We start from the raw sequence: 25,131 nt of genomic DNA on the forward strand, positions 1-25,131 counted from the left end.
TCTTGACGGACCGTCAGATCAGCTGACCCGATCTGCCGACCCGTCGGAAGGACAGGGACCGTGGACTTCACCTTCAGCGAGGAGCAGCAGGCGGCGGCCGAGGCGGCGCGGGGGGTGTTCGCCGATGTCGCGCCGGACGCGGTGCCGTCTCCGGCGCTGACCACGGGCGCCGTGGCCGACACGTTCGACCGCGCGCTGTGGGCCAGGCTCGCCGACGCGGACCTGCTGAGCCTGCTGTCGGCCGAGGAGTACGGCGGGGCGGGTCTGGACGCCGTCGCGCTGTGCCTGGTGCTGCGCGAGTCGGCGAAGGTGCTGGCACGGGTGCCGCTGTTGGAGAACAGTGCGGCCATGGCGGCCGTACAGGCGTACGGCGGGCCGGAGTTGAGGGCGGAGCTGCTGGAGCGGGCCGGGCGCGGGGAGGTCGCGCTGACCGTCGCCGCGAGCGGCCGCACCGGCCATGACCCGGCCGAACTCGCCGTCACCGCACGGCAGGAGGACGGGGAGGGGGCCGACTGGATCCTGGACGGTGTGCAGACGGCGGTGGCGTGGGCGTACGACGCGGACTACGTCCTCGTCCCCGCACACACGGCCACGGACCGGACCGTCCTCGCGCTGGTGCCCCGCGTCCATGAGGGGGTCGCGTCGGCCGAGCAGTTCTCCACCAGCGGGGAGCGGCTGGGCGAGCTGCGGCTGGAGTCGGCGCGGATCGCCGCGCGGGACGTGATCGACGTCGAGGGCGCGTGGGAGTGGCTGCGGGATCTGCTGACCACGGGGACGTGTGCGCTGGCGCTCGGTCTGGGCGAGCGGGTGCTGCGGATGAGCAGTGAATACACCAGCAAGCGGGAGCAGTTCGGATTCCCGGTCGCCACCTTCCAGGCGGTCGCCGTGCAGGCCGCCGACCGTTACATCGACCTGCGCGCGATGGAGGTGACACTCTGGCAGGCCGCTTGGCGGATCGCTTCGGGAGCACCGGGCACACTGCCGGTCGCGGGAGACGTCGCCGTGGCGAAGATCTGGGCCTCCGAGGGGGTACGGCGGGTGGTGCAGACGGCACAGCATCTGCACGGCGGGTTCGGCGCCGACGTCGACTATCCCCTGCACCGGTACCACGCCTGGGCCAAGCATCTGGAGCTGTCGCTCGGCCCGGCGGCGGCGCACGAGGAGGCGTTGGGGGATCTGCTGGCGGCGCATCCTCTGGGATAGGCGAAACCGCGCGGCCCTTGATCGGCGACTGAGAGGATGACGGAACGCGCCGACGGAAGGAGGCCGAGCATGATGGTGCTCGCCCTGTCCTGCATCCTCGTGCTCACCATCGGGGGGTGCGTCTGCGTCTGGTGGGCGGCCCGGGGCGGCCCACGCTGGACGCGCGCGGTGTCCGCCGCGACCCTCGCGGCGGGCGAGCTGGCCCGCCGCGCGAGCCGCTACGACCGCAACCCGAGCGGCGGAGACGACTGAGCGTCCGCCGCCCGGAACCGCGGAAGGCTAGAGGACGAAGCCCGGCCGGCCGTCGTCGGTCACCACGGGGCGGCCCACCTCGGCCCACAGCTGCATGCCGCCGTCGACGTTCGCGGCGTCGACGCCCTGCTGGGCCAGGTACATCGTGACCTGGGCCGAGCGGCCGCCGGACCGGCAGATCACATGGACGCGGCCGTCCTGCGGGGCGGCCTCGGTCAGCTCGCCGTAGCGGGCCACGAACTCACTGATGGGGATGTGCAACGCCCCTTCGGCATGACCCGCCTGCCATTCGTCGTCCTCCCGGACGTCCAGCAGGAAATCGCCGTCCTTGAGGTCCGTGACCTGGACCGTGGGCACACCAGCACCGAAATTCATGGAGCCGACGCTACCCGACGCCCTCGGGACGATGCCGGTCACTCCTGTGCGAGCAGCTCCGCGAGCTCCGCCTCGCGTGTGGAGACGTCGGCGAGGAGCTTCTCGGCGATCTCCTCCAGGAGGCGGTCCGGGTCGTCCGGCGCCATCCGGAGCATCGAGCCGATCGCGCTCTCCTCCAGCTCCCGCGCGACCACGGAGAGCAGTTCCTTGCGCTGGGCGAGCCATTCGAGACGGGCGTAGAGCTCCTCGGTGGGGGTGGGTCCCTGCTCCGGGGGCTTCGGCCCGGCGGCCCATTCCTCGGACAGTTCCCGCAGGAGTGGCTCGTCCCCACGGGAGTAGGCCCCGTTGACCCGGGTGATGAACTCCTCGCGCCGCGCCCGCTCGGTTTCGTCCTGGGCGAGGTCCGGGTGGGCCTTACGGACGAGCTCGCGGTAGAGCTTGCGGGCCTCGTCGCTGGGGCGCACCCGCTGCGGAGGCCGCACCGGCTGGTCCGTGAGCATCGCCTCGGCCTCGGGAAACAGGCCCTCCCCGTCCATCCAGCCGTGGAACAGCTCTTCGACGCCGGGCATCGGCATCACCCGGGCACGGGCCTCGTCCGCCTTGCGCAGGTCCTCGGGATCGCCCGTGCGGGCGGCCCGGATCTCCGCGATCTGCGCGTCCAGCTCGTCGAGACGGGTGTACATGGGGCCGAGCTTCTGGTGGTGCAGGCGGGAGAAGTTCTCCACCTCGATGCGGAAGGTGTCCACCGCGATCTCGTACTCGATGAGCGCCTGCTCGGCGGCCCGTACGGCACGCTCCAGCCGCGCGGTGCCTGCGGCGTCTGTGCCGTGAGGATCGGCTTCCGGGGACGTCATCCGAACAGCGTAGCCGCGCCGGCCGGGCCGGGCCCCATCGGATGTGCCGGTGCGGGTAGTCGGGCGGGCGCGGGTGAGTGGGGTGAGCGGGGGTAGGGGGCCGGTCGCGCGGTTGCCCGCGCCCCTGAGTGAGGAGTGCCACGCCCACCCAGCGCTCCGGCCTCCTCACACCCCCGTTTCCGCCGCCACCTTTCCCGACCGGATCCCCGCCACCAGTTCCGCGTGGTCCGCCTCCGTCCGGTCCGCGTACGTCACCGCGAAGGTGGCGATCGCCTCGTCGAGTTCGTCGTTCTTGCCGCAGTAGCCGGAGATCAGGCGGGGGTCGGCACTGTGGGAGTGGGCGCGGGCCAAAAGAGCGCCGGTCATACGGCCGTAGTCGTCTATCTGGTCGGCGGAGAGGGCGGCCGGGTCCACGCTGCCCTTGCGGTTGCGGAACTGGCGGACCTGGAAGGGGCGGCCCTCGACGGTCGTCCAGCCCAGCAGGATGTCGCTGACGACCTGCATCCGCTTCTGGCCCAGGACCACCCGGCGGCCTTCGTGGTCCACCGACGGGGCCTCGAAGCCGGCGGTGACCAGGTGGGGCAGCAGGACCGAGGCCCTCGCCTCCTTGACCTGGAGGACCAGCGGTTCACCGCGGTGGTCCAGCAGCAGGACGACGTAGGAACGGGTGCCCACGCTGCCCGTGCCGACCACCCGGAACGCCACGTCGTGCACCGCGTGGCGGGCCAGCAGGGGGAGACGGTCCTCGGAGAGGGTGGTCAGGTAGTGCTCCAGGGACGCGGCCACCGCCGCGGCCTCCGCGTCGGGCACCCGGCGCAGCACCGGCAGGGCCTCCACGAACCGCCGGCCGCCGTCCTCGGTCGGCTCCGTCGACTTCGCCGCGAAGCGCCCGCTGGTGTTGGCTCGCGCCTTCTCCGAGACCCGCTCCAGCGTGCCGACGAGATCATGGGCGTCGGTGTGGGAGACGAGTTCCTCGTCCGCGATCGCGTTCCACGCGTTCAGCACCGGGAGCTTGGCGAGCAGCCGCATGGTGCGCCGGTAGGCACCCACCGCGCCGTGCGCCGCCGCGCGGCAGGTCTCCTCGTCGGCGCCGATCTCCCGGCCCGCGAGGACCAGGGACGCGGCGAGCCGCTTGAGGTCCCACTCCCAGGGGCCGTACACCGTCTCGTCGAAGTCGTTGAGGTCGATGACCAGGTCGCCGCGGGCGTCGCCGTACAGCCCGAAATTGGCCGCGTGGGCGTCGCCGCAGATCTGGGCGCGGATCCTGGTCATCGGCGTGCGGGCGAGGTCGTACGCCATGAGGCCCGCCGAGCCGCGCAGGAAGGCGAACGGTGTGGCCGCCATCCGCCCCACCCGCAGCGGGGTCAGCTCAGGGAGGCGGCCCCGGCTCGACTCCTCGACCGCCTCCACCGCGGCGGGACGGGAGATCTCGAGGTCCAGTGCGGCATGGGCGGCACGCGGGACGCTCTCCCGCAGTGCCTTGCCCTCCTTTTTGGGGGAGCCCTCCACGGGCCACTGCGCGAAGCCGCGCACCAAGTGCCGCCGGGCCCCTGCCGCAGCGCCGGCCGTCTCACCGGCCCGCGCCCCGGCCGTCGTCTCCACATCGGCCTCGGTCACCGCGACCGCCTCCCCCGTGACTCGCAGGAACATCAACTCGTGCCGACCGTACAACCACCAGCCAAAACGCGTCAGACCCTGTGGACAACTCCGCAGCTGTGGAAGAACTCCGTGGACAGTGGCTCAGCCCAGCTTGTCCACCGCCTGGTAGTAGGTCCACGCCGTCGCGTCGCACGACGTCTTCTTCACACCCGAGTACGTGGCGCACACGCGCTTGAGGTCGGCGTAGAAGGCGTCGTCCAGGCGGGCCTTGGCGGCATCGAAGGTGCCTGCCGACGTGTAGTTGCGGTAGCCGAAGTCATGGCGGACACAGGCGTTCGCGAACGGGAATCCGAAGGGGTTGTCAGGAGAGGTCGTGCAGGAGTCGGTCGACCAGTCGAAGCCGTACGCGCTCCAGGCGCCCTGGTTCGCACGGGCGGCGAAGAAGGCGCTGTAGCTGCTTGCGCCGGTCTGGGTCCAGCTGCTGAGCACGGCGGCCTTGTCGGCCGGGGCGGCCTGGGCGGCGGAAGCCGGTAGCAGGACGGCTGTCACGGCGAGGGAGACGGTGAACAGCGGCGCGGCGAGACGACGGCGCATGGGCTCTTCCTCCGGGGCATGGGCCACGCCCCGACGAGGATTCACCGGGGCGTGGCCCAGCGAAGGCCGAAGCCCTATGCCGAACACATGCCGCAGCTATAGAAGGAGGTCACCCCCACCGACCTCGAACCGGGCACAAGCCCAGAGCGCCGCAGAAGGCGGTCACGCCCGCAAATAGGCGAGGACCGCCAGCACCCTTCGATGCGTCTCGTCCGCCGGCGGTAGATCCAGCTTCGTCAGGATTCCCCCGATGTGCTTGCCCACCGCCGCTTCCGACACCACCAGCTCCCGCGCGATGGCCCCGTTGGACTTGCCCTCCGCTATCAGCGCCAGCACCTCCCGCTCGCGCGGGGTGAGCCGCTCCAGCGGATCACGGCGCCGGCGCAGCAGCTGCCGTACGACCTCGGGGTCCACGACCGTGCCGCCGTCCGCGACCTCGGACAGCGCGTCGACGAACTCCTCGACCTGGCCGACACGGTCCTTGAGCAGATAGCCGACGCCCGTGCCGTCGCCGGAGTCGAGGAGCTCGGAGGCGTACGTCCGCTGCACGTACTGGCTGAGCACCAGCACCGGCAGGGCGGGGCGGCTCTCCCGGAGACGGACCGCCGCGTGCAGGCCCTCGTCCTGGAAGCCGGGCGGCATGCGGACGTCGGTGACCACGATGTCCGGGCCGTGCTCCTCGACCGCCGCGATCAGCGCCTGCGCGTCGCCGACGGCCGCGACCACCTCGTGACCGCAGCGGCCCAGCAGGCCTATGAGGCCCTCGCGCAGCAGCACACTGTCCTCGGCCAGGACTACGCGAAGCGATCGGCCGCCTCGCTCAACTCGGTCACCTCGCAAGGGAACTCCACACGCAGCAGGGTCGGTCCGCCCGGCGGGCTGGACAGGGAGAGTCTGCCATCCAGGACCGATACCCGGTCCGCGAGTCCGGTCAGTCCGCTGCCCGCCGAGGCGTCGGCGCCGCCGCGGCCGTCGTCACGCACCTCGATGACCAGCCGCCCGCCCGTGTACCCCCCGCCCACCTGGGCGCGGCCGGCCCCGCTGTGCTTGGCGATGTTGGCGAGGGCCTCGCAGACCACGAAGTACGCGGCCGCCTCCACCGCCTGCTCGAACCGTCCCGGCAGCGGGAGATCCACGTCCACGGGAACCGCGGAGCGGTCGGCGGCGTCGGCCACGGCGGCCCCGAGGCCGTAGTCCGCCAGGACCTTCGGGTGGATGCCGTGGATGAGTTCGCGCAGCTCGGCGAGGGCCTTGCCCGCCTCGTCGTGGGCCTTGGCGAGCTGGTCGGCGAGCGGTCCGGGCGGGGCGTCGAGGCGGGCCAGGCCCAGGGTCATCGACAGGGCGACCAGGCGCTGTTGGGCGCCGTCGTGCAGATCGCGTTCGATGCGTCGGCGCTCCGCCTCGAAGGCGTCCACCAACCGCACCCGTGACCGGCTGAGTTCGACGACCCTGGCGCCCAGGTCGCCGTCCCGGTCGGCGATCAGCAGCCGGGTCAGCTCGGCGCGGGCGCCGGCCGCGACGCCCAGGACGTAGGCGCCGAGAGCCAGCAGCAGGACACCGAGCACGGCGACCCCGAACGCCGTCGGCCAGGTGGTGACCGTCCACTGCTTGAGCACCTTCGTCTCGCGGCCCTCGCCGATGGTGGCCATCAACAGCGGAGTGGCGGCCATGGAGACCGGGAAGAGCAGCGCGACCGTGAACACCAGCGCGTCCAGGGGCCACAGCAGGCCCGCGAACAGCACGGTGTACGCGAGTTCGCGCCAGGTGACCTGTTCCTTCAACCGGGTCGTCAGCCAGGACATCAGTCCCTCGGCGGCCGGTGCCTGGTGCGGGTCCGGTGCCGGGTCCAGGTCGACCAGGCCGAGCCTGCGCCGCTCCACCCAGGCCACCGGAAGACCGGCGAGGGCCAGCACGACCAGCAGCGGCAGCCCGACGAGCACTATGGCGAGCGCCCCGCCGACGGCCGCCAGCGTCACCAGCCCGACAAGGGCGAGGACTCCGGTGACCGCGCCGGTCAGCAGGTAGCCGACCGAGCGCCAGGGCCACGCCGACAGCAGGAAGCCCGGCCGGGACATGGCCTGCCACACATTCCGAGGGTGCATGGGAATCACCGTAGAAGGACGGCGGGGCACCCGGCCATGGGTCCAGGGGGCGGGCCGGGGGTAGGGCCAGCCATACCCCCGGCGGCGGGAGCGACGGGATCCGGCCAGGTCAGCGGCGGGACACGGATCTGCCGTACGGCCGCCCGGGCAGTCGTGCGGCGGTCCCGGCCGCCCCACGACGGGTCACGGCCGTCCGCTCGCAGGCTCTTGCCACGGCAGGCTGCTGCCAAATTGAAGGCACAATTCCGCCAACGTGCGGTGCGAACAATGGCCAAAGGACGACGCTTCGGCGTTCCGCGCCGGCCGGGCCGTTTCCTGGGCCATGGCCGCACGAGATGGGGGAGTCACACGTGGAATTCCAGCTTCTCGGACCGGTGGAGGCGAGAGACGGGGCCCGGCGCATCGCGCTGTCCGGCTCCAAGGTGCACACGGTTCTCGCCGTGCTGCTGCTCGCCCGGGGACGGGTGGTGAGCGACGGACGGCTGAGCGAACTGCTGTGGGGGTGGAGTCCGCCCGCCACCATGAACGCGCAGATCTACACCTACATATCCCGGCTGCGAAAGCTGCTCGGCCCCGGGGTCGACCTGGTCCGGCGCCAGCCCGGCTACCAGCTGACGGCGGCCGGTGCCCACGTCGACGTCTCGGAGTACGAGCGGCTGGACCGGCTGGGCCGGCGGGCGCTGGAGGAGCGGCGGTTCGAGGACGCGGCCGAGACCCTGCGGCGGGCACTGGAGCTGTGGCGGGGTCCGGCGCTGGCCAATGTGACGTCCCATCTCGCCGAGGCGGAGCTGCCGCGGCTGGAGGAGGCCCGCACCAGCACCCTGGAGCACCGCATCGAGGCTGACCTCGTCCTGGGCCGGCACCAGCGGGTCGTCTCCGAACTGACGGGTCTGGTCGCCGAGTTCCCGGTACGGGAGCGGCTGCGCGCCCAGCTGATGACGTCCCTGTACCGGTGCGGGCGGCAGGCCGAGGCGCTGCGGGTCTTCCACGAGGGGCGCGGGGTGCTCGCCGAGGAGCTCGGGGTGGACCCGGGGCCCGACCTGACGGCCACCTACCAGGGGGTGCTCAGCGGGGAGTTGGGTCTGCTGCCGCAGCCGCCCGCCACCGGGCCGGTGTCCCTGGGGTCGCCGCCGGTCATGGTGCCGCCGGCGACCGCCGACTTCACGGGCCGGGAGGGCGAGTTCGCCGAGTTGTGCGCGCAGTTGGCGCCGGCCGGCCGGCTCGCGGGCTTCCGGACGCGGCGCCTGCTGATCACCGGGATGGCCGGGGTCGGCAAGACCGCCCTCGCCCTTCAGGTGGCGCACGCCATGGCCGGGGAGTTTCCCGACGGGTTGCTGCACGCCCGGCTACGGAACGAGGACGGCACGGTCAAGGACTCGGCCGAGGTGCTCGTACGGCTGCTGCGGGCGCTCGGTGAGCGGAGCGAGGACATGGCGGCGCAGGACGCCCCGGACCGACTGGACGACCTGATCCACCGCTATCGCACCCGTACGGCGGGGCGCCGGCTGCTGATCCTGCTGGACGACGCGGCGGGCGAGCTCCAGCTGGACGCGCTGCTGCCGCCCACGACGGACGCGGCGGTGCTGGTGACCAGCCGCAACCGGCTGACCGCCGTGCCCGGTTCACGCACCGTCGTCCTGGAGCCGATGGGCGCCTCGGATTCCCTCGCGCTGCTCGCCACGATCGCCGGGAACAGCCGGATCGTGGTCGAGCCGGAGGCGGCCGACATGATCGTGCGGTCCTGTGCCGGGCTGCCGCTCGCGCTACGGGCCGCCGCGATCCGGCTCGCCGCCCGTCCGCACCGGCCGGCGGCGCGGCTGGCCCGGCGGCTGGCCGACCCCNCGCGCTGCTCGCCACGATCGCCGGGAACGGCCGGATCGTGGTCGAGCCGGAGGCGGCCGACATGATCGTGCGGTCCTGTGCCGGGGTGCCGCTCGCGCTACGGGCCGCCGCGATCCGGCTCGCCGCCCGTCCGCACCGGCCGGCGGCGCGGCTGGCCCGGCGGCTGGCCGACCCCGCGCTGCGGCTCGGCGAGCTGCGCATCGGCGACCTGGACGTGGGCCGCGTCCTCGGCTCCGCGCTGCGGGCGCGGCCGCAGGCCGAACGGGATCTCGCGGGTGTGCTGGCGTCGCCCGCCGGCGGCACGTTCACCGCGGCCGAGGCCGGAGTGGAGGCCGGGCTGTCCGAGGACATGGCCGAGGAACTGCTGGAGCGGCTGGTCGAGGGCGCGCTGCTGGAGATGGCGGGCATCGACGCGGAGGGCCGCCCGCGCTACCGCTTCCACGAACTGGTACGCCTGGCGGCGGTGACCGGGAGCGCCGGCAAGACCGCCGACCGGCGGCTCACGGCGGCGGGTTGAGCGCCGGTCCTACGGCCGTCACGGCGCGCTACGCGAGTTGATCCGCTCTCCCCCGCCGAGCTCCCACGGCGAGCCCTCGCGACAGCCCGGTGAGCCGGCCCGAGCCCTGGGGGTATGCCCAGCCCTACCCCAAGTCTCGTCCCTGCCGCACTGCGCCGGAGTGTCCGCACGCGGTTTCGTGGACTCACCGAGAGGACGAGAGAGGCGGCACCCGGATGACGGCTTGGCTGGCGGAGCAGATGGCGGCGCACGGCGGCGTCGGCATTCTCGCCGTGGTGCTGCTGCCCGCGCTGGAGGCGGCTCTGCCGGTGATCGGCGCGCTGCTGCCGGGGCAGACGGCGGTCGTGCTGGGCGGGATGCTCGCCTGGCAGGGCCATGTGACGGTCGAGGCGGCGCTGCTCACCGCGCTCATCGGTGCCGTCCTCGGCAACCTGGCCGGATACGCGGTCGGGCGGCGCTGGAAGGGCCGGGTGCTGGCACCGCTCCAGGCACGGGCGGGCGGACGCCGGTACACCGAGCGGGCTCTCGGGCTCATCGAACGCCGGGGCGCCGGCGCGGTGTTCGTCGGCCGCTTCACCGCCGTCCTGCGCACCCTGGTGCCGACCCTGTGCGGGGCGACCCGGATGCCGTTGCGGCGCTATCTGCTGTGGTCCGTGGTCAGCAGCGCGGTGTGGGCCCCGGCGTTCGTCCTCATCGGCTATGTCATCGGGCCCGCCGGACCCGGGTGACAGCGCCCAGGCGGCGGCCCACGCAGCCTGTTGCCACGGCAGTCACCTGCCACGCGCAACGCCGGTCCCGGCACCTCGGCCCCGCCCACAATGGCCGTGCCGGCGCCGGCTCCCCAAGGGCCTGTCCGGGCCCCGACCCCTCCGTCCCGCCCAGGTGCGCGGGAGGACCGACACCGAACGAGTTGGGACAGATGAACAACGACGCCATCCAGTTGCGCTCCGTCAGCAGGAGCTTCGGGTCGGGCGACAGCGCCGTGACGGCCCTCGACCAGGTCTCCCTCTCCTTCCCGCGCGGTACCTTCACCGCTGTCATGGGCCCCTCCGGCTCCGGCAAGTCGACCCTGCTCCAGTGCGCGGCGGGGCTGGACCGTCCCACCTCGGGTTCGGTCTCGGTGGGCGGCACCGAGCTGACCAGGCTCAGTGAGACCAAGCTGACGCTGCTGCGACGCGAGCGCATCGGGTTCGTCTTCCAGGCGTTCAACCTGCTGCCCGCGCTGACCGCCGAGCAGAACGTCGCCCTGCCGCTGAGGCTGGCCGGCCGGCGGGTGCCGAAGTCCCAGGTCCGGGAGGTGCTCCAGCAGGTGGGTCTCGGCGAGCGTGCCCGGCACCGGCCCACCGAGATGTCCGGTGGCCAGCAGCAGCGCGTCGCGCTGGCCCGCGCGCTGATCACACGCCCCGATGTCCTCTTCGGCGACGAGCCGACCGGCGCCCTGGACTCGCAGACCAGCCGTGAGGTGCTGACACTGCTGCGCTCCATGGTCGACCGCGAGGGACAGACGATCATCATGGTCACCCACGACCCGGTGGCCGCCTCGTACGCCGACCGCGTGGTCTTCCTCGTCGACGGCCGTGTCAACGGTGAGCTGATCGGCGCGAGCGCGGACGACATCGCGGCCCGGATGACCAAGCTGGAGGCAGTGCCGTGCTGAGCGTCGCCCTGCGCACCCTGCGTACCCGCTGGGTCACCTTCGTCGGCAGCTTCGTCGCGCTCTCGCTGGGTGTCGCCCTGCTCGCCGTGATGGGCCTGGCTCTCGCCTCCTCCCTGGACGCGCCCGAGCGACAGCCGGAGCGGTTCGCCGCGGCACCGGTCGTCGTCCAGGGGCAGGACACGCTGTCCGTGCCGACCCCGATCGGCGACCGCACCCAGAAGCTCGCCCACCCGCGGGCAGTGCCCGAGGAGACCGTGGCGAAGCTGCGGCGGCTCGGCACGGTCGTCGCGGACCGGTCCTTCGCCGTGCGGGCCGCCACAGGCCCCGGCGACCTGGTCGGCCACCCCTGGTCCACGGCCGCCTTCGCACCGTACGAGATCGAGGCGGGCCGTGCTCCCCGCGCAGCCGACGAAGTGGTCGTCAGCGGCGACTGGGCGCGGCCCGGTGAGCGCGTCACGACCGACCGCGGCACCGTGACGGTGGTCGGCACCGTCGCCTCGCGCGACTTCGAGGAGGCCGTCTTCTACACCGACGCCCGTGCCGCCGAACTGTCCCCCAAGAGCACCCAGTTGGTGGTCGAGGCAGATGCGGCGGAGGTGCGCGAGGCCGTCGGGGGCCTGGATCTCCAGGTCCTCACCGGCACCGACCGCCGTCTCGCGGACGCCGACCCGGACCGCGACAGCGAGGCGCTCACCGCGATGAACGCCATGTTCGGCACCGCCGGCGGGGTCACCGCGTTCGTGTCGGTGTTCGTGGTGGCGTCCACGTTCGCCTTCGCGGTCGCCCAGCGGCGTCGGGAGTTCGGCCTGCTGCGCACCGCGGGGGCCACGCCCGGCCAGATCCGGCGGATGGTGTTCGCGGAGGCCCTGGTGGTCGGCGTGCTGGCGTCGGCGGCCGGCTGTGCGCTGGGTGCGTACGGCGCCCCGAAGCTCGCCGCGTGGGTGGTCGACGGCGATCTCGCGCCCAGCTGGTTCACCATCGGCGACTTCACCTGGCCGTACCACATGGCCTTCTGGACCGGTCTGCTCGTCGCGCTGTTCGGGGTGATCGCCGCGTCCTGGCGGGCCGGCCGCACCGGGCCCACCCAGGCGCTGCGCGAGGCGTCCGTGGACACCAAGGCGATGACCTGGGGCCGCTGGGTGTTCGGGGCGGGGCTGCTGGTGACCGCGGCGGTGACGTTGGGGCTCGCCCTGTTCTCCGACCCGGGCGAGCTGCTGCACCGCAAGACCTATGTGAGCCGTCCGATGCTGCTGATCACCGCGATCGCACTGCTCGCGCCGATCCTGGTGCGTCCGCTCACCCGGCTGATCGCCTGGCTGCCGGCCCAACTGCCCGGCGCGGGCGGGATGCTGGTGCGGGAGAACGCGGCCGCCGGCATCCGTCGGACGGCGGCGATCGCGGCGCCCGTCCTGGTCACCGTCGCCCTCGCGGGCTCGTTGCTGGGCGCCACGGCCACCCTGAACGAGGCGAAGGCCACCGAGACCCGCGAGCAGACGGCCGCCTCGTTCGTCGTCACCCCGGCCGGGGACGCCGGGTTCGACGCGGCGACGGTGAAGAAGCTCAAAGCGGTCAAGGGTGCCGTGGTCTCGACGACCTCGTCGAGTGCCGTGTACGTCCTGGAGGAGGGTGTCGCGCTCATCAAGTCCGAGGCCCGCGCGGCCGAGGCGGGCCCCCTCGCGAAGACCGTGCATCTGCCGCTGGCCGCCGGGAAGGTGAGCGATCTCGACGACGACTCGATCATCGTCAACGAGGAGTGGGAGAAGCACACCGTCGGACAGAGCGTGGACGTATGGCTCGGGGACGGCACGAAGAAGTCGCTGCGGATCGCCGCGGTGATGACGACCGGCACCGGCAACAACGGCGCCTACGTCACGCCCGCCAACGCCCCCGGCGCGAGCGTCGACCGGGTGGACGTGGCTCTCGCCGACGGTGCCGACCCGGCCGCCGTGGCCGCCGCGCTCACCACGGCGGGCGGACATGTCTTCACCAAGGCCCAGTGGGTGCAGGCCAGTTACCCCGAGACCAACCGGACCACCCGGTACGGCTTCATACTGGTCCTCGGCATCGCCCTCCTGTACACCGGGATCTCCCTGGCCAACACGATGGTCATGGCGACCTCCGACCGGGTGCGCGACCTGGCCGTCCTGCGGCTGGCCGGGGCCACCCAGTGGCAGGTGCTGCGGCTGGTCGCCGGCGAGGCCCTGATGGTCGTCGCGGTCGGCGGAGTGCTCGGACTCCTGGTCGCCGGGCTCAACCTGGCGGGCATGTGGAGCGCGCTCGGTCTGCTGTCGGTGTGGAGCCCGGTGGAGATGCCGTGGGCGGAACTCGGGGCGACCGTGGGTGCCTGTGCCGTGCTCGCGGTGGTGTTCTCGGTCGCCCCCGCCGGGCTGGCCATGCGGCGCCGGGCGGTGGAACTGGCCGGCATGCGGGAGTGACTCCCTGATCCGGCGCCGATCGGTACCTCCCCCGTCCCGGTCGGCGTCACCCCGCTCGCGGGCCCACCCCGGGGCCACGGGCGGAGCGACGGCCGGGCCGCCTCTCGCAGGGCGACCCGGCCGTCGTACGACTACAACCCACTGTTCCGCTACGGCGGTACGGCGCATGTTTCACGTGAAACAACGGGCACAAAAAATCAGGCCGCGGGGTCGTACACCTCTGCCATCGCGACCGCGATCCTGCGTGGCCCGGTGAACGGCTCACGGCCGTGGGCGGCCACCCGCCGTGCACGGCACCGAGATGTACGCCCTGGTCGGCCAGGAACAGCCGGGCCGCAGCCCTGAACAGGCCGACCGTGACACGCGTATCCGCGACATCGTCCTCGACTTCGTCACCGGCGAGCAGACCCGCCTGTGGCCCGCCGTCACGGACCGGCCCACCTCGGGAAGCGTCGGCAAACCTCCCCACGAGCCCGGCGCCCGCTACCAGGCGGTCCTCGACCTGTTCAAGAACATCGCCCGCCCCTGACGGTCACCGGGGCGCCGGTCCGGGCGACGACGGCCCGCATCGTCGCCGGTGCGGCGTCGCCGGCGGCTGTCGGTCGGCCTCATGCCGAGTTCCTCCACGCTGTTCGCCCCCTGTCGCGCAAGCCCGGCCGGGTGCGGATCGGAGCGAAGGCGTTCGTTTCCGTTCACGTGTCGGTCCTCACTTCTCACGTCGCGTAGGCGGCCGGGGTGAGGCCGGTGCGGTCGCGGAAGAAGCGGCCGAAGTTCGCGGGATCGGTGAAGCCGAGGTGGACGGCCACCGTCCGGGCATCCCATCGGGCAGCTCCCAGTAGGCGCCGGGCTTCCAGGAGGCGCCGCTCGTCGATGAGTTCACGTACCCCCTTGCCGGTGGCGTCCCGGGCGGCGCGGCTCAGGGTGCGGACCGAACACCCGAGCAACTCGGCATAGTCCGCGGCTTGGTGCAGCTCCCGGAAGTGCAGCTCCAGGGCGTCCAGGAAGCGCACGTACCGGTCGGCACGGTCCGTGCCGGCCGTGGCCGTGCCGATGGGGGCGATGCCCGGCGAGTTGGCCAGGCGCAGCAGCAGCGATTCGAGCAGGCTGCGCCGCAGGGCGTGGTGGACGTCGAGGGGGCGGCGCCCCAGTGCGCGGTGTTCGTCCAGGAGCTGGAGTGCCGTCTGCTGGAGCCAGGCGGTGTCGTCGGGGTGCGGGCCGAGCACGGCGGGGGCGTCGTGCGCGGTGAGCGGGGCCAGCAGACGGGCGAGGTCGGGCCGCAGCACGTCCGGTTCGAACAGGATGAACGGGCCGCGGGCCGCGCCGGGCGGATGCCAGCACTGCGCGTGCCCGGGACGCACCCACAGCCACTGGCCGGGGGCGACGGTCCGCGTCACGTGGTCGACGTCGTGCCGCAACTCACCCTCGGTGACCAGGATCAGGTAGTGGAAGGTGGCACGGCCAGGACGGGGCGGGCTCCACGGCCAGTCGTCGTGCTGGGCGAAGAACTCCTCGACGGTACTCACCTCAAGGCCGTAGGGAGTACCGACCGGGGGCTGGAAACCGTACAGCGGAACCGCAGCCGGTCCGGCCTGCCCGCTCGACCCCGAGTGTCGCCTGTCGACCATCATGTGTCCGCAGCCTACCGCCCTTCCCGTCGGCTTCGACGCAAGGATGGGAGGTGCCACCGCGCCTGCGCGGCGCGCCCTCCGCCTCCTTCGACGCCCCAGTCCGTCACCACCCGAGAAGGCTCACCACCCATGAATGGATCCGCCCTGCACAAGACCGCCGCCGCCTGCGCCGAGGAGCTTCCCGGAGCCCAGCTCGAGCATCCCTTCGGTGACGACTGGGAGGTCTTCAAGGTACGAGGCAAGGTGTTCATGCTGATGACCGAAGTCCCCGGGCGTCCCGTCGTGATCCTCAAGGCGGACCCCGGCGAGGCCGACGCCCTGCGGGAGCAGTACAGCCACATCACGCCCGGCTACCACATGAACAAGAAGCACTGGATCACCCTGGAGAGCGGGGAGGGCGTCGACAAGGAGCTCATCAAGGAGCTCGTCACCGACTCCTACCGGCTCGTCGTCGCCCACCTGCCCAGGGCCGTGCGGCCCGTCGACCCGCACACCTACGGCACCGGCACGCGGGCGGCCCGGTGAGCGCGGCCGGCGACCGGCTCCAGGACACCGCCCGCCAAGCGGCCCTGGCCCTCCCCGACGTCAGCCACGGCCACCCCTTCACCCCGGGACTCGACGTGTACAAGGTCGCGGGCAAGGTGTTCCTGATCGTCACCGACGACCCGGACGATCAGATCATCACGGTCAAGTGCGAACCCGAACGCGCCCGCGCTCACGTACGCGGCTACGCCTCGATCACACCGGGCCGCTACCTCGACAAACGCCACTGGATCTCCCTGGGCCCGGGACCCGGCATCACCGAGCGGCTGGTCACCGACGCGGTCGAGGATTCCTACGACCTGGTCGTCGAGCGGCTGCCTCGACGCGAGCGCCCCAGTGCCCCATGAGCACTGCGAGCTGCCCCGCGAACAGCGAGCCTCGCCGCCACCGACCCGGAAGCCGACCCTCCCCGGAAGACAACGAACAGCACCAAAAGCAGGGCCCCGATACCGTGAGATACCTCACCGCCGAGACCCTGCCACGTCCGTCTCCGGGCAGGCACGACCCGACAACGAGAAACGGGCCCTCACCATGACTTTCGTCACTGGTGAAGACCCGTTCCGTCGGTTCTTCATGGTGCGCGAGGGGGGAGTTGAACCCCCACGCCCTTTCGGGCACTGGAACCTGAATCCAGCGCGTCTGCCTATTCCGCCACCCGCGCATTGGGTGTGTCCTCGGGCTCCTGGCCTTGCGGTGCGGCGCCTTCCGACACGCAGAACATTAGCACGGTGGAGGAGGTGGATTCACATCCCATATCCGGGGGCAGCCGCCCACCAGCGGGTTCGGCAGCGGTCCACCGAACCCGGGTGCCGTCGGCCACGTAACCACCTGTGCTTGTTCACGTATCAACCTCGTACCGGTAGCACCCGTCTCCCCAGGAGCCGGTCGGGCTCCACAGTCAGGTGCGGGACACTGGTCTGCGGCCGCCTCTACGATCCTTGACAGAGGAGTTCGACAGCGGAGTTCGAAGTGGAGCTCCACAGGGAACTTCGGAGGCGTCGACACCCGTCGACAGTGCCGACAGGGGGAACCAGCCGATTCACCGGCGCGTGGATACGATCAGTAAGCAGTACCAGGTAAGCAGCACACAGCGCAGTACCCAGGACGGCAAGGACGGAGGAGGTGCCTCATGGGAGTCCTGAAGAAGTTCGAGCAGCGTCTCGAAGGTCTGGTCAACGGCACCTTCGCCAAGGTGTTCAAGTCCGAGGTGCAGCCGGTGGAGATCGCGGGCGCGCTCCAGCGGGAGTGCGACAACAACGCCACCATCTGGAACCGCGACCGCACGGTCGTACCCAATGACTTCATCGTGGAGCTGAGCACGCCGGACTTCGAGCGGCTCAGCCCCTACTCGGGCCAGCTCGGCGACGAACTCGCCAGCATGGTGCGCGACTACGCCAAGCAGCAGCGCTACACCTTCATGGGCCCGATCAAGGTCAACCTGGAGAAGGCGGACGACCTCGACACCGGTCTGTACCGGGTGCGCAGCCGTACGCTCGCCGGCTCCACCGACCAGCAGGCTCCCGGAACCGCGGCCCCGGCCGCCCGGCCCGCCGCGCCGGGCGCGGGAGCCGGTGGCTACGGCTACCCGCCGGCCGCTCCGGCAGGCGCTCCGCCCATGCCGTCCGCCCCGCCTCCCGGCCGTGGCGCCCCCGGCGGCTACGGCTATCCGCAGCCGGCCCAGGCCCAGCGCCCCGGCGCCGGCGGCCCGGTCGGCGCGCCCGCGCCGGGCTCCCGTACCCGCCACTGGATCGAGATCAACGGCACCCGCCATCAGATCTCCCGCGCCACGCTGGTGCTGGGCCGCAGCACCGAAGCCGACGTGCGGATCGACGACCCCGGCGTCTCGCGCCGGCACTGTGAGATCCGGACCGGAACGCCCTCGACGATCCAGGATCTCGGGTCCACCAACGGCATCGTGGTGGACGGGCAGCACACCACCCGCGCTACGCTCCGCGACGGCTCGCGGATCGTCGTGGGCAGTACCACCATCATTTACCGGCAAGCCGAAGGGTGAAGCGGGGGCAATGTCAGAGCTGACCCTCACGGTCATGCGGCTGGGTTTCCTGGCCGTACTGTGGCTGTTCGTGATCGTGGCCGTGCAGGTCATCCGCAGCGACCTGTTCGGTACGCGTGTCACCCAGCGCGGCTCGCGCCGGGAAGCCGGCCGGGCCCAGCAGGCCCAGCGGCAGGCGCCTCCGCAGCAGCGCCAGCAACCGGCCGCCGGCGGCCGCCAGCGCCGTAACGCCCCCACCAAGCTCGTCGTGTCCGAGGGCACCCTCACCGGCACCACCGTCGCGCTGCAGGGCCAGACCATCACGCTGGGCCGGGCGCACGACAGCACCATCGTGCTGGACGACGACTACGCCTCCAGCCGCCATGCCAGGATCTACCCGGACCGCGACGGTCAGTGGATCGTCGAGGACCTGGGCTCCACCAACGGCACGTATCTCGACCGAACGCGGCTGACGACCCCGACACCGATTCCGCTGGGCGCGGCGATCCGCATCGGCAAGACCGTCATCGAGCTGCGGAAGTAGTGCTACATCATGAATAGGCGCGAGCGGAGCGAGCACGCGGTGTGGGCCCCCACCCCGGGCCCCGGCGCGCTCCCGACCGGAGGGTGGGCACCGTGCGGATGTACCCGGAGCCGACGGGCGAGGTGCGCATGAGTCTGTCACTGCGCTTCGCCGCCGGATCGCACAAAGGCATGATCCGGGAGGGCAACGAGGACTCCGGATACGCCGGGCCCCGCCTGCTCGCCATCGCCGACGGCATGGGCGGCGCCGCCGCCGGCGAGGTCGCCTCCTCCGAGGCCATCTCCACCATCGTCGCCCTTGACGACGACGTGCCCGGCTCCGACGTCCTCACCTCGCTCGGCGTGGCCGTCCAGCGCGCCAACGACCAGCTGCGCTCCATGGTCGAGGAGGACCCCCAGCTCGAAGGCATGGGGACCACGCTGACCGCGCTGCTGTGGACGGGCCAGCGCCTCGGCCTCGTGCACGTCGGCGACTCGCGCGCGTACCTGCTGCGCGACGGTGTCCTCACGCAGATCACCCAGGACCACACCTGGGTGCAGCGCCTGGTCGACGAGGGCCGCATCACCGAGGAAGAGGCCACCACCCACCCCCAACGCTCGCTGCTGATGCGGGCGTTGGGCAGCGGCGAACACGTCGAGCCCGACCTCTCCATCCGTGAGGTCCGCGCCGGCGACCGCTACCTGATCTGCTCCGACGGTCTGTCCGGCGTCGTCTCCCACCAGACGCTCGAGGACACCCTCGCCAGCTACCAGGGCCCCCAGGAGACCGTGCAGGAGCTCATCCAGCTGGCACTGCGCGGCGGCGGCCCCGACAACATCACCGTCATCGTCGCGGACGTCCTGGACCTGGACACCGGGGACACCCTCGCCGGGCAGCTCTCCGACACCCCGGTCGTGGTCGGCGCGGTCGCCGAGAACCAGCACCAGCTGCACGACAACAACATCATGCAGACCCCCGCGGGCCGCGCCTCCGGGCTCGGCCGCCAGGGCCACGGGCAGGGCGGAGGCGGCGAGTACGGCAATCCCGGCTCCTCCGACACCACCGGCTACATCCCCGCGGGCAGCTTCGGCGACTACTCCGACGACGACTTCGTCAAGCCCCGCAAGGGCCGTAAGTGGCTGAAGAGATCCTTCTACTCGGTCCTCGCGCTCGCCGTCATCGGCGGTGGCCTCTACGGCGGCTGGCGCTGGACGCAGACCCAGTACTACGTCGGCGTCAACGACGAGCACGTGGCGCTGTACCGCGGCATCAGCCAGGACCTGGCGTGGGTCTCGCTCTCGAAGGTGTCCAAGGACCACCCCGAGATCGAACTCAAGTACCTGCCGCCGTACCAGCAGAAGTCGGTCGAGGGCACCATCGCCGAGGGCGACCTGAAGACGGCCCAGAAGAAGATCGACGAACTGGGCGTCCAGGCCTCCGCGTGCAAGAAGCAGGCCGAGGCGCAGGCCAAGGAGAGCGAGAAGAACTCCAAGACGGGCGAGGGCCAGGCCGGCGGCACCACGGGAACCACTCAGTCCTCCCTGACGTCCAAGGCCACACCGACCCCGACGAGCACGTCCTCCCCGTCCCCGAACGCTTCCGCATCCCCGACGCCCACTCCCACCCCCGGCCCCACCCTCTCGGACGAGGAGAAGCAGGTCGTCGGGAACTGCGGTACGCAGTAGGCACGCCGTGAGAGGCCCTGTCACACGATGAGCAGCAGTACTTCGAACACGTCGACGCACCACACGTCCACGATCGGCGCGATCGGCGCCCCGAGCCGCCGCAACACCGAGCTGGCGTTGCTGGTGTTCGCCGTCCTGATCCCGGTCTTCGCGTACGCCAACGTGGGCCTGGCCATCAACGACGAGGTCCCCACCGGGCTGCTGAGCTACGGCCTGGGCCTCGGTCTGCTGGCCGGCGTCGCCCATCTCGTCGTCCGCAAGTTCGCCCCGTACGCGGACCCGCTGATGCTGCCCCTGGCCACCCTGCTCAACGGCCTCGGACTCGTCGCGATCTGGCGTCTCGACCAGTCCAAGCTGCTCCAGCAGATCCATGTCGCCGGCGGCAAGGCCACCAACCAGCTGATCTACACGGCGATGGGCATCGCGCTGTTCGCCGTCGTCCTGATCTTCCTCAAGGACCACCGCGTCCTGCAGCGCTACACCTACATCTCCATGGTCGGCGCGCTGGTCCTGCTGCTCCTCCCGCTGGTGCCGGGCCTGGGCGCCAACATCACCTACGGCGCCAAGATCTGGATCCAGGTCGGCAGCTTCACCATCCAGCCCGGCGAGTTCGCCAAGATCGTCCTCGCGGTGTTCTTCGCCGGCTACCTCATGGTCAAGCGGGACGCGCTCGCCCTCGCCAGCCGCCGCTTCATGGGCCTGTACCTGCCGCGCGGCCGCGACCTCGGACCGATCATCGTCGTCTGGATGATCTCGATCCTCATCCTGGTGTTCGAGACCGACCTCGGTACCTCGCTGCTGTTCTTCGGAATGTTCATCATCATGCTGTACGTCGCCACCGAGCGGACCAGCTGGATCGTCTTCGGTCTGCTGATGTCCGGCGCCGGCGCCGTCGGCGTGGCCAGCTTCGAGCCCCACGTCCAGACCCGTGTCCAGGCCTGGCTCGACCCCATGCACGAGTACCTGCTCAGCCGCAACGGCAGCAATGACGGCCTCGTCCACTCCGAGCAGGCCATGCAGGCCCTGTGGGCCTTCGGCTCCGGCGGCACCCTCGGCACCGGCTGGGGACAGGGCCACTCCGAGCTCATCCGCTTCGCCGCCAACTCCGACTTCATCCTCGCCACCTTCGGCGAGGAGCTGGGCCTGGCCGGTCTCATGGCGATCCTGCTGATCTACGGCCTGATCGTGGAGCGCGGCGTCCGCACCGCCCTCGCCGCCCGCGACCCGTTCGGCAAGCTCCTCGCGATCGGCCTGTCCGGCGCCTTCGCGCTCCAGGTCTTCGTGGTGGCCGGCGGCGTGATGGGCCTGATCCCGCTGACCGGTATGACGATGCCCTTCCTGGCGTACGGCGGTTCCTCCGTCATCGCCAACTGGGCCCTGATCGGCATCCTGATCAGAATCAGCGACACCGCACGCCGCCCGGCGCCCGCCCCCGCCCCCAGCCCCGACGCCGAGATGACCCAGGTGGTCCGCCCGTCATGAACAAGCCCCTGCGCCGGATCGCGATCTTCTGCGGCCTCCTGGTCCTGGCCCTGCTCGTCCGCGACAACTGGCTCCAGTACGTCAAGGCCGACAGCCTCAGGGAGGACACGAACAACCGCCGCGTCCTCATCGCCCGGTACGCCACTCCCCGCGGCGACATCATCGTCGACGGCAAGGCGATCACCGGGCACGCGGAGACGACCTCGGGCGACTTCAAGTACAAGCGCACCTACAAGGACGGCGCGATGTGGGCGCCGGTCACCGGCTTCGTCTCGCAGTCCTACGGCGCCACCCAGCTGGAGTCCATCGAGGACGGCATCCTCACCGGCACCGACGACCGGCTCTTCTTCCGCAACACCCTCGACATGCTCACCGGCAAGCCGAAGGAGGGCGGCAACGTCGTCACCACCCTCAGCGCCGCCGCGCAGAAGGCCGCCTACAACGGTCTGAAGAAGCAGGGCGGCAAGGGCGCGGTCGCCGCCATCGAGCCCTCCACCGGCAAGATCCTTGCGCTGGCCTCCTACCCGTCGTACGACCCGTCGACCATCGCCGGCGGCAGCGACGCCGACGCGGAGGCCTGGAAGAAGCTCGACAAGAAGAACAACCCCGACGACCCGAGCCTCAACCGGGCGCTGCGCGAGGTCTACCCGCCCGGCTCCACCTTCAAGGTCGTCACCGCGGCCGCCGCGCTGGAGAACGGCCTGTACAAGACGGCCGACGAGAAGACCGACTCCCCGCTGCCCTGGACCATGACCGGTACCAGGACCCAGCTGAAGAACGAGGGCAACATCCCCTGCAAGAACGCCACCCTGCGGGTCGCGCTGCAGTACTCGTGCAACACCGTCTTCGGCAAGATCGGCGCCGACCTCGGCAACGACAAGATGCTCGAAGAGGCCAAGAAGTTCGGCTTCACCGAGGAGCAGTTCACGCCGGTCCGCTCCAGCGCACCGGTCTTCTCCGACGACATGAACCCCTCGCAGACCGCGCTGTCCTCGATCGGCCAGTACAACACCGCCGCGACCCCGCTCCAGATGGCCATGGTCGCCTCGGCCGTCGCCAACAACGGCACCCTGATGAAGCCGTACATGGTCGACTCCCTCCAGGCCCCGAACGTGGACACCCTGGAGAAGACCGAGCCGGAGAAGATGAGCGAGCCGCTGTCGGCGGAGAACGCGCAGATCCTCCAGTCGATGATGGAGACGGTCGTCCAGAAGGGCACCGGCACGACGGCGCAGATCGACGGCGTCACCGTGGGCGGCAAGACCGGTACCGCCCAGCACGGCGAGAACAACAGCAAGAACCCGTACGCCTGGTTCATCTCGTACGCCAAGGTCGGCGACAGCGCTCCGGTCGCCGTGGCCGTGGTCGTCCAGGACGACAACGCGGTGCGCGAGAACATCTCCGGCAGCGGTCTCGCGGCGCCCATCGCCAAGAGCGTCATGGAGGCGGTCATCGACTCCAAGAAGTGACCCCGCTCACGTCGCCTTCACATCGGTGCACGTTGCGATACCGGTCCTGTATCGGCTGACGCACTTGGCCAGGTCACACAAAGCTAGCCGGGTACGGTAGGCCCGGAGTGCAGCCTCCGACCGCACACACGTGCCGGTCGGGACCGACGGAGAGGGCTGGTAGGAAGCTATGGAAGAGCCGCGTCGCCTCGGCGGCCGGTACGAGCTGGGCCAGGTGCTCGGCCGTGGTGGCATGGCGGAGGTCTACCTCGCCATGGACACGCGCCTCGGCCGCACAGTGGCGGTGAAGACGCTGCGCGCGGACCTCGCGCGTGATCCGTCCTTCCAGGCCCGGTTCCGCCGGGAGGCCCAGTCGGCCGCCTCGCTCAACCATCCCGCGATCGTGGCGGTCTACGACACGGGCGAGGACTACATCGACGGGGTCTCGATCCCGTACATCGTCATGGAGTACGTCGACGGCTCCACGCTCCGCGAGCTGCTGCACTCCGGCCGCAAGCTGCTGCCGGAGCGCTCCCTGGAGATGACCATCGGGATCCTCCAGGCACTGGAGTACTCCCACCGCAGCGGCATCGTCCACCGGGACATCAAGCCGGCGAACGTGATGCTCACGCGCAACGGCCAGGTCAAGGTGATGGACTTCGGCATCGCCCGCGCCATGGGCGACTCCGGTATGACGATGACGCAGACCTCCGCGGTCATCGGCACCGCGCAGTACCTCTCGCCGGAGCAGGCGAAGGGCGAGCAGGTCGACGCGAGGTCCGACCTCTACTCCACCGGCTGTCTCCTCTACGAGCTGCTGACGGTCCGTCCGCCCTTCGTGGGCGACTCCCCGGTGGCCGTCGCGTACCAGCACGTACGCGAGGAGGCGCAGCCCCCGTCGGTCTTCGACCCGGAGATCACGCCCGAGATGGACGCCATCGTCCTCCGGGCCCTGGTCAAGGACCCGAACTACCGCTACCAGTCGGCCGACGAGATGCGCGCCGACATCGAGGCCTGCCTCGACGGCCAGCCGGTCGCGGCCACCGCGGCGATGGGCTCGGTGGGCTACGGCGGCTACCCGGACGACCAGCCGACCACGGCCCTGCGCTCGGACGCGGGCGCCACCACCATGCTGCCGCCCATGAGCCCGGACGACGGCGGCTTCGGCTACGACGACCGCCCCGACCGGCGCCGCCAGAAGAAGTCGAACACCTCGACGATCCTGCTGGTGGTGGCGGGCATCCTGGTGCTCGTCGGCGCGATCCTGATCGGCAAGTGGATCTTCAGCGGCAACGGGGGCGCGGGCAACGACCAGGTGGCCGTGCCGAACATCGTCAACCAGTCGCGGGCCGACGCCACGAAACAGCTGGGCAACGTCGACCTGAAGGTCGGTGACGTCACGCAGAAGGCGTGTGAGAACACGGCCAAGGGCAACGTCTGCGAGCAGAACCCGACGGGCGGCACCAAGGTCGACAAGAACTCCGCCGTCAGCATCGTGGTGTCCACCGGGGCGCCCAAGGTGGCCGTCCCCAGTGTCCTCGGCCTGGATGTCGACAAGGCCACGGAGACGTTGGAGGACGACCAGTACCAGTTCGTCGTCAAGACCAAGCAGCAGGTGTCCACCGAAGAGCCGGGCACCGTCCTGAACCAGGACCCGAAACTGGGCGCGGAGGTGGAGAAGGGCTCCACCGTCACCCTCACCATCGCCAAGGCCGAAGCTAAGTCCACGGTCCCGGATGTCGTCGACCGGTCCTGTGACGAAGCCAGGGCACAGATGCAGGCCAACAACCTCGTCGGCAACTGCACCCAGGTGGAGACCGACGACACCAGCAAGATCAACAAGGTCATCTCGACCACACCGCAAGCCGGCACCCAGGTCGACAAGAACTCCCCGGTCAACATCCAGATCGGCAAGCCGAAGGACAAGGTCGAGGTCCCAGACGTCAGGGGCCGCACGGTCGCCCAGGCCAAGCAGATCCTCAACAGCGCCGGCTTCACGAACATCCAGTTCGCCAACGGCAGCGACCAGAGCGACACCGCCCTGGTGGCCCAGCAGGACCCGGGCGGGGGCAACGAGGTCGACGACCCGGGCAACACCCCGATCACCCTGGCCACTGTGGGCGTCGGCGGCAACAACAACGGCGGCAACAACGGCGGCGGAAACTTCTTCGGAGGCGGGAGCGGCTGACCGCACGGAGAACTCCGCACAGTGACAAGCCCCGACGCCCACCACAGGGCGACGGGGCTTTGTCATGCCGACCCGCGTCCGCATCGGGAGTGGAGCCGGTGACCTTCCGCCGACGTGTTCGCATACCGATCGTGTCTTCCCATGCTTACGACTCGTTGATCCGTTGGGGTGGGGTGACGAAGCTCTGCCCTGGCCATGGGCCATGCCTCAA

The 25,131-nt window shown here is 71.1% G+C and carries 22 protein-coding genes and 1 tRNA gene; 15 read left to right on the forward strand and 8 right to left on the reverse strand.

All coding sequences use genetic code 11. The annotated features are described in order from the left end of the window. Nucleotides 1-60 precede the first annotated feature (60 nt). Together BFN33_RS09790 and BFN33_RS09795 are read left to right on the forward strand one after the other, a co-directional pair. Complete coding sequence (locus BFN33_RS09790; RefSeq protein WP_069759495.1) at nt 61-1,203, forward strand: acyl-CoA dehydrogenase family protein; 1,143 nt, start codon at nt 61-63, stop codon at nt 1,201-1,203. 69 nt (nt 1,204-1,272) lie between these two features. Then, on the forward strand, nt 1,273-1,455 hold the full coding sequence (locus BFN33_RS09795; protein WP_069759496.1) for a hypothetical protein: 183 nt from the start codon (nt 1,273-1,275) through the stop codon (nt 1,453-1,455). A 27-nt stretch (nt 1,456-1,482) separates the two neighbouring features. On the opposite strand, the gene BFN33_RS09800 is transcribed toward BFN33_RS09795, so the two are convergent. The 6 genes from BFN33_RS09800 to BFN33_RS09825 form a co-directional block, all read right to left on the reverse strand. After that, nucleotides 1,483-1,812, reverse strand: a complete 330-nt coding sequence (locus BFN33_RS09800) for a rhodanese-like domain-containing protein (RefSeq protein ID WP_069759497.1) — start codon at nt 1,810-1,812, stop codon at nt 1,483-1,485. Between the two features lie 56 nt (nt 1,813-1,868). Further along, nucleotides 1,869-2,684 (reverse strand): hypothetical protein, encoded by an 816-nt coding sequence (locus BFN33_RS09805; protein ID WP_069759498.1) that lies wholly within the window; start codon nt 2,682-2,684, stop codon nt 1,869-1,871. Between the two features lie 165 nt (nt 2,685-2,849). Further along, nucleotides 2,850-4,334, reverse strand: a complete 1,485-nt coding sequence (locus tag BFN33_RS09810) for a DUF2252 domain-containing protein (RefSeq protein WP_079140736.1) — start codon at nt 4,332-4,334, stop codon at nt 2,850-2,852. A 90-nt stretch (nt 4,335-4,424) separates the two neighbouring features. Continuing rightward, nucleotides 4,425-4,877: a phospholipase gene (locus BFN33_RS09815; RefSeq protein ID WP_069759499.1), complete on the reverse strand. Its 453-nt coding sequence runs from the start codon at nt 4,875-4,877 to the stop codon at nt 4,425-4,427. Nucleotides 4,878-5,039: 162 nt separating this feature from the next. Continuing rightward, complete coding sequence (locus BFN33_RS09820) at nt 5,040-5,654, reverse strand: response regulator transcription factor (RefSeq protein ID WP_256122698.1); 615 nt, start codon at nt 5,652-5,654, stop codon at nt 5,040-5,042. Between the two features lie 17 nt (nt 5,655-5,671). Next, nucleotides 5,672-6,952, reverse strand: coding sequence for a sensor histidine kinase (locus BFN33_RS09825; RefSeq protein WP_069759501.1), 1,281 nt, complete (start codon nt 6,950-6,952; stop codon nt 5,672-5,674). Nucleotides 6,953-7,329: 377 nt separating this feature from the next. Here BFN33_RS09825 and BFN33_RS09830 point away from each other — a divergent pair. The 5 genes from BFN33_RS09830 to BFN33_RS09855 all read left to right on the forward strand — a co-directional run. Then, nucleotides 7,330-8,820 (forward strand): AfsR/SARP family transcriptional regulator (locus BFN33_RS09830; protein ID WP_256122699.1); only part of this gene is annotated, 1,491 nt, incomplete at its 3' end. 733 nt (nt 8,821-9,553) lie between these two features. Then, complete coding sequence (locus tag BFN33_RS09840; protein ID WP_069759503.1) at nt 9,554-10,066, forward strand: DedA family protein; 513 nt, start codon at nt 9,554-9,556, stop codon at nt 10,064-10,066. A 191-nt stretch (nt 10,067-10,257) separates the two neighbouring features. After that, nucleotides 10,258-10,995: an ABC transporter ATP-binding protein gene (locus tag BFN33_RS09845; RefSeq protein ID WP_069759504.1), complete on the forward strand. Its 738-nt coding sequence runs from the start codon at nt 10,258-10,260 to the stop codon at nt 10,993-10,995. Further along, the gene (locus BFN33_RS09850) at nt 10,989-13,430 is read left to right on the forward strand and encodes an FtsX-like permease family protein (protein ID WP_069759505.1); all 2,442 of its coding nucleotides are present in this window, start codon (nt 10,989-10,991) and stop codon (nt 13,428-13,430) included. Before BFN33_RS09845 ends, BFN33_RS09850 begins: the two co-directional genes overlap by 7 nt. Before the next feature lie 286 nt (nt 13,431-13,716). Next, the gene (locus BFN33_RS09855; protein ID WP_069759506.1) at nt 13,717-13,959 is read left to right on the forward strand and encodes a hypothetical protein; all 243 of its coding nucleotides are present in this window, start codon (nt 13,717-13,719) and stop codon (nt 13,957-13,959) included. 184 nt (nt 13,960-14,143) lie between these two features. Here the strand turns inward: BFN33_RS09855 and BFN33_RS09860 are convergent, their stop codons facing one another. Further along, a complete protein-coding gene (locus BFN33_RS09860; RefSeq protein ID WP_069759507.1) occupies nt 14,144-15,058 on the reverse strand; it encodes an AraC family transcriptional regulator in 915 nt (304 codons plus the stop codon). 129 nt (nt 15,059-15,187) lie between these two features. Here BFN33_RS09860 and BFN33_RS09865 point away from each other — a divergent pair, with 129 nt between their 5' ends. Together BFN33_RS09865 and BFN33_RS09870 are read left to right on the forward strand one after the other, a co-directional pair. Continuing rightward, nucleotides 15,188-15,583, forward strand: a complete 396-nt coding sequence (locus BFN33_RS09865; protein ID WP_069759508.1) for an MmcQ/YjbR family DNA-binding protein — start codon at nt 15,188-15,190, stop codon at nt 15,581-15,583. Then, nucleotides 15,580-15,948 carry an MmcQ/YjbR family DNA-binding protein gene (locus BFN33_RS09870; RefSeq protein WP_069759509.1) on the forward strand — a complete coding sequence of 123 codons (369 nt, stop codon included), beginning with the start codon at nt 15,580-15,582 and terminating at the stop codon, nt 15,946-15,948. The genes BFN33_RS09865 and BFN33_RS09870 overlap by 4 nt, the downstream gene beginning before the upstream one ends. Nucleotides 15,949-16,175: 227 nt before the next feature. Here BFN33_RS09870 and BFN33_RS09875 read toward each other — a convergent pair. Then, nucleotides 16,176-16,262 (reverse strand) — tRNA-Leu (locus tag BFN33_RS09875). A 468-nt stretch (nt 16,263-16,730) separates the two neighbouring features. Here BFN33_RS09875 and BFN33_RS09880 point away from each other — a divergent pair. The 6 genes from BFN33_RS09880 (at nt 16,731) to pknB (ending at nt 24,920) form a co-directional block, all read left to right on the forward strand. Beyond that, nucleotides 16,731-17,615 carry a DUF3662 and FHA domain-containing protein gene (locus BFN33_RS09880; protein WP_069759510.1) on the forward strand — a complete coding sequence of 295 codons (885 nt, stop codon included), beginning with the start codon at nt 16,731-16,733 and terminating at the stop codon, nt 17,613-17,615. 10 nt (nt 17,616-17,625) lie between these two features. Beyond that, complete coding sequence (locus tag BFN33_RS09885) at nt 17,626-18,138, forward strand: FHA domain-containing protein (RefSeq protein WP_037707129.1); 513 nt, start codon at nt 17,626-17,628, stop codon at nt 18,136-18,138. A 98-nt stretch (nt 18,139-18,236) separates the two neighbouring features. After that, the gene (locus tag BFN33_RS09890; RefSeq protein WP_069759690.1) at nt 18,237-19,802 is read left to right on the forward strand and encodes a Stp1/IreP family PP2C-type Ser/Thr phosphatase; all 1,566 of its coding nucleotides are present in this window, start codon (nt 18,237-18,239) and stop codon (nt 19,800-19,802) included. Nucleotides 19,803-19,829: 27 nt separating this feature from the next. Beyond that, nucleotides 19,830-21,284 (forward strand): FtsW/RodA/SpoVE family cell cycle protein, encoded by a 1,455-nt coding sequence (locus tag BFN33_RS09895; RefSeq protein ID WP_069759511.1) that lies wholly within the window; start codon nt 19,830-19,832, stop codon nt 21,282-21,284. Then, complete coding sequence (locus tag BFN33_RS09900; protein WP_069759512.1) at nt 21,281-22,753, forward strand: penicillin-binding protein 2; 1,473 nt, start codon at nt 21,281-21,283, stop codon at nt 22,751-22,753. The genes BFN33_RS09895 and BFN33_RS09900 overlap by 4 nt, the downstream gene beginning before the upstream one ends. Before the next feature lie 169 nt (nt 22,754-22,922). Continuing rightward, nucleotides 22,923-24,920, forward strand: coding sequence for a Stk1 family PASTA domain-containing Ser/Thr kinase (gene pknB, locus BFN33_RS09905; protein ID WP_069759513.1), 1,998 nt, complete (start codon nt 22,923-22,925; stop codon nt 24,918-24,920). Nucleotides 24,921-25,131 lie beyond the last annotated feature (211 nt).

Origin of the sequence: Streptomyces sp. LUP47B (assembly GCF_001746295.1) — a bacterium.
Lineage (GTDB): Bacteria > Actinomycetota > Actinomycetes > Streptomycetales > Streptomycetaceae > Streptomyces.

Bases quoted from the DNA above. Each gene is read 5' to 3' on its own strand.
- BFN33_RS09795 (WP_069759496.1), top strand. From the start codon at position 1,273: ATGATGGTGCTCGCCCTGTCCTGCATCCTCGTGCTCACCATCGGGGGG.
- BFN33_RS09805 (WP_069759498.1), bottom strand. From the start codon at position 2,684: ATGACGTCCCCGGAAGCCGATCCTCACGGCACAGACGCCGCAGGCACC.
- BFN33_RS09810 (WP_079140736.1), bottom strand. From the start codon at position 4,334: ATGTTCCTGCGAGTCACGGGGGAGGCGGTCGCGGTGACCGAGGCCGAT.
- BFN33_RS09815 (WP_069759499.1), bottom strand. From the start codon at position 4,877: ATGCGCCGTCGTCTCGCCGCGCCGCTGTTCACCGTCTCCCTCGCCGTG.
- BFN33_RS09825 (WP_069759501.1), bottom strand. From the start codon at position 6,952: ATGTCCCGGCCGGGCTTCCTGCTGTCGGCGTGGCCCTGGCGCTCGGTC.
- BFN33_RS09840 (WP_069759503.1), top strand. From the start codon at position 9,554: ATGACGGCTTGGCTGGCGGAGCAGATGGCGGCGCACGGCGGCGTCGGC.
- BFN33_RS09845 (WP_069759504.1), top strand. From the start codon at position 10,258: ATGAACAACGACGCCATCCAGTTGCGCTCCGTCAGCAGGAGCTTCGGG.
- BFN33_RS09860 (WP_069759507.1), bottom strand. From the start codon at position 15,058: ATGATGGTCGACAGGCGACACTCGGGGTCGAGCGGGCAGGCCGGACCG.
- BFN33_RS09865 (WP_069759508.1), top strand. From the start codon at position 15,188: ATGAATGGATCCGCCCTGCACAAGACCGCCGCCGCCTGCGCCGAGGAG.
- BFN33_RS09880 (WP_069759510.1), top strand. From the start codon at position 16,731: ATGGGAGTCCTGAAGAAGTTCGAGCAGCGTCTCGAAGGTCTGGTCAAC.
- BFN33_RS09885 (WP_037707129.1), top strand. From the start codon at position 17,626: ATGTCAGAGCTGACCCTCACGGTCATGCGGCTGGGTTTCCTGGCCGTA.
- BFN33_RS09890 (WP_069759690.1), top strand. From the start codon at position 18,237: ATGTACCCGGAGCCGACGGGCGAGGTGCGCATGAGTCTGTCACTGCGC.
- BFN33_RS09895 (WP_069759511.1), top strand. From the start codon at position 19,830: ATGAGCAGCAGTACTTCGAACACGTCGACGCACCACACGTCCACGATC.
- BFN33_RS09900 (WP_069759512.1), top strand. From the start codon at position 21,281: ATGAACAAGCCCCTGCGCCGGATCGCGATCTTCTGCGGCCTCCTGGTC.
- pknB (WP_069759513.1), top strand. From the start codon at position 22,923: ATGGAAGAGCCGCGTCGCCTCGGCGGCCGGTACGAGCTGGGCCAGGTG.